The organism is Xenophilus arseniciresistens (assembly GCF_028023875.1).
Classification (GTDB): Bacteria; Pseudomonadota; Gammaproteobacteria; order Burkholderiales; family Burkholderiaceae_C; genus Xenophilus; species Xenophilus arseniciresistens.
In genome coordinates, this window is sequence record NZ_JAQIPB010000022.1 from 1 (window position 1) to 948 (window position 948).

Here is a 948-nt window from a genome sequence, read left to right on the forward strand (position 1 = left end):
CCGTTGAGTGCGGTGTCGATGAGCGCAGCCGCTGCATGGTCCGTCAGGTTGCGAGTCAGCACCTGTTGCCATGGCGCGCCGTTGGCAGTGGTCCAGCCACCCATGCCTGTGATCTGGTCTCCTTGTTGCTGCTCTTTACCATTTCAGGGCGGATTCTCTAATTTTTTCGAAATTGAAAAATATTTGCAAATTGCGATAACAAAGGAAGAAAAGTATACGAAAAGAAATATAAAACCAATTAATTTCCAAACATATAAAGAGAATGGGAACGCGGCACTACCGATATTTTTCAAAATTTCAATAACAAATACTAAGAACGCGCACGGAAGCACGCACTGAAAAGTCGCAGCCGCAATATAAATATATATTATCTTCAATAATCTAAACTCGACTTTACCAAGATAGTGAAGTGGGAAATTTTCTCCCCACCAATAGTCTTTTGCTAGGTTCTCGTCAAACAGAAGCCCCATAGCACCTGCAAATAGATGTTTGAACATCTTCTCCATTTTAATTTCCCAATGGTCGTGTCCACCACGAAGTTTCTGAGTTTGGAATCCCCGTCGAATTGATCCAGCCGAAAGTCGCATAGCCAGAGACGGTGCCCAATACTGTTGCCCCCAATGTGTCAGCGCTCACCGGAAACAGTGTATGGGGGAATCCCATGGTGAAATTGGTGTATCGCCGAACAAGTCCACTGCCAACGTAGCCTGAAGCAGCGGCCGCAGCTAGTCCTAACGGAGTAGCGTTTTCTCCACTGCTAGCCACATAAACTCCACTCGACAAAGCTGCACTTCCCACCGAGCCACCGAAAAGCGCTCCAGTGGACAAGGTCGTTGCAGGTTGAATTCCTGTCTGCCATCGCCAAATGGCTGCGGCGCCGCCAGGAACGGAAAATGGAGCAGCAAGCGCTATCCCATCCGCGGTGCTTTGAGCCATTAAGCCAGAAGT

At 48.1% G+C, this 948-nt stretch carries 1 protein-coding gene; it reads right to left on the reverse strand.

Annotated features, from left to right (window positions below; genetic code table 11):
• Window positions 1-143: 143 nt before the first annotated feature.
• Window positions 144-587, reverse strand: coding sequence for a hypothetical protein (locus tag PGB34_RS23030; protein ID WP_271430460.1), 444 nt, complete (start codon window positions 585-587; stop codon window positions 144-146).
• Window positions 588-948: the final 361 nt, after the last annotated feature.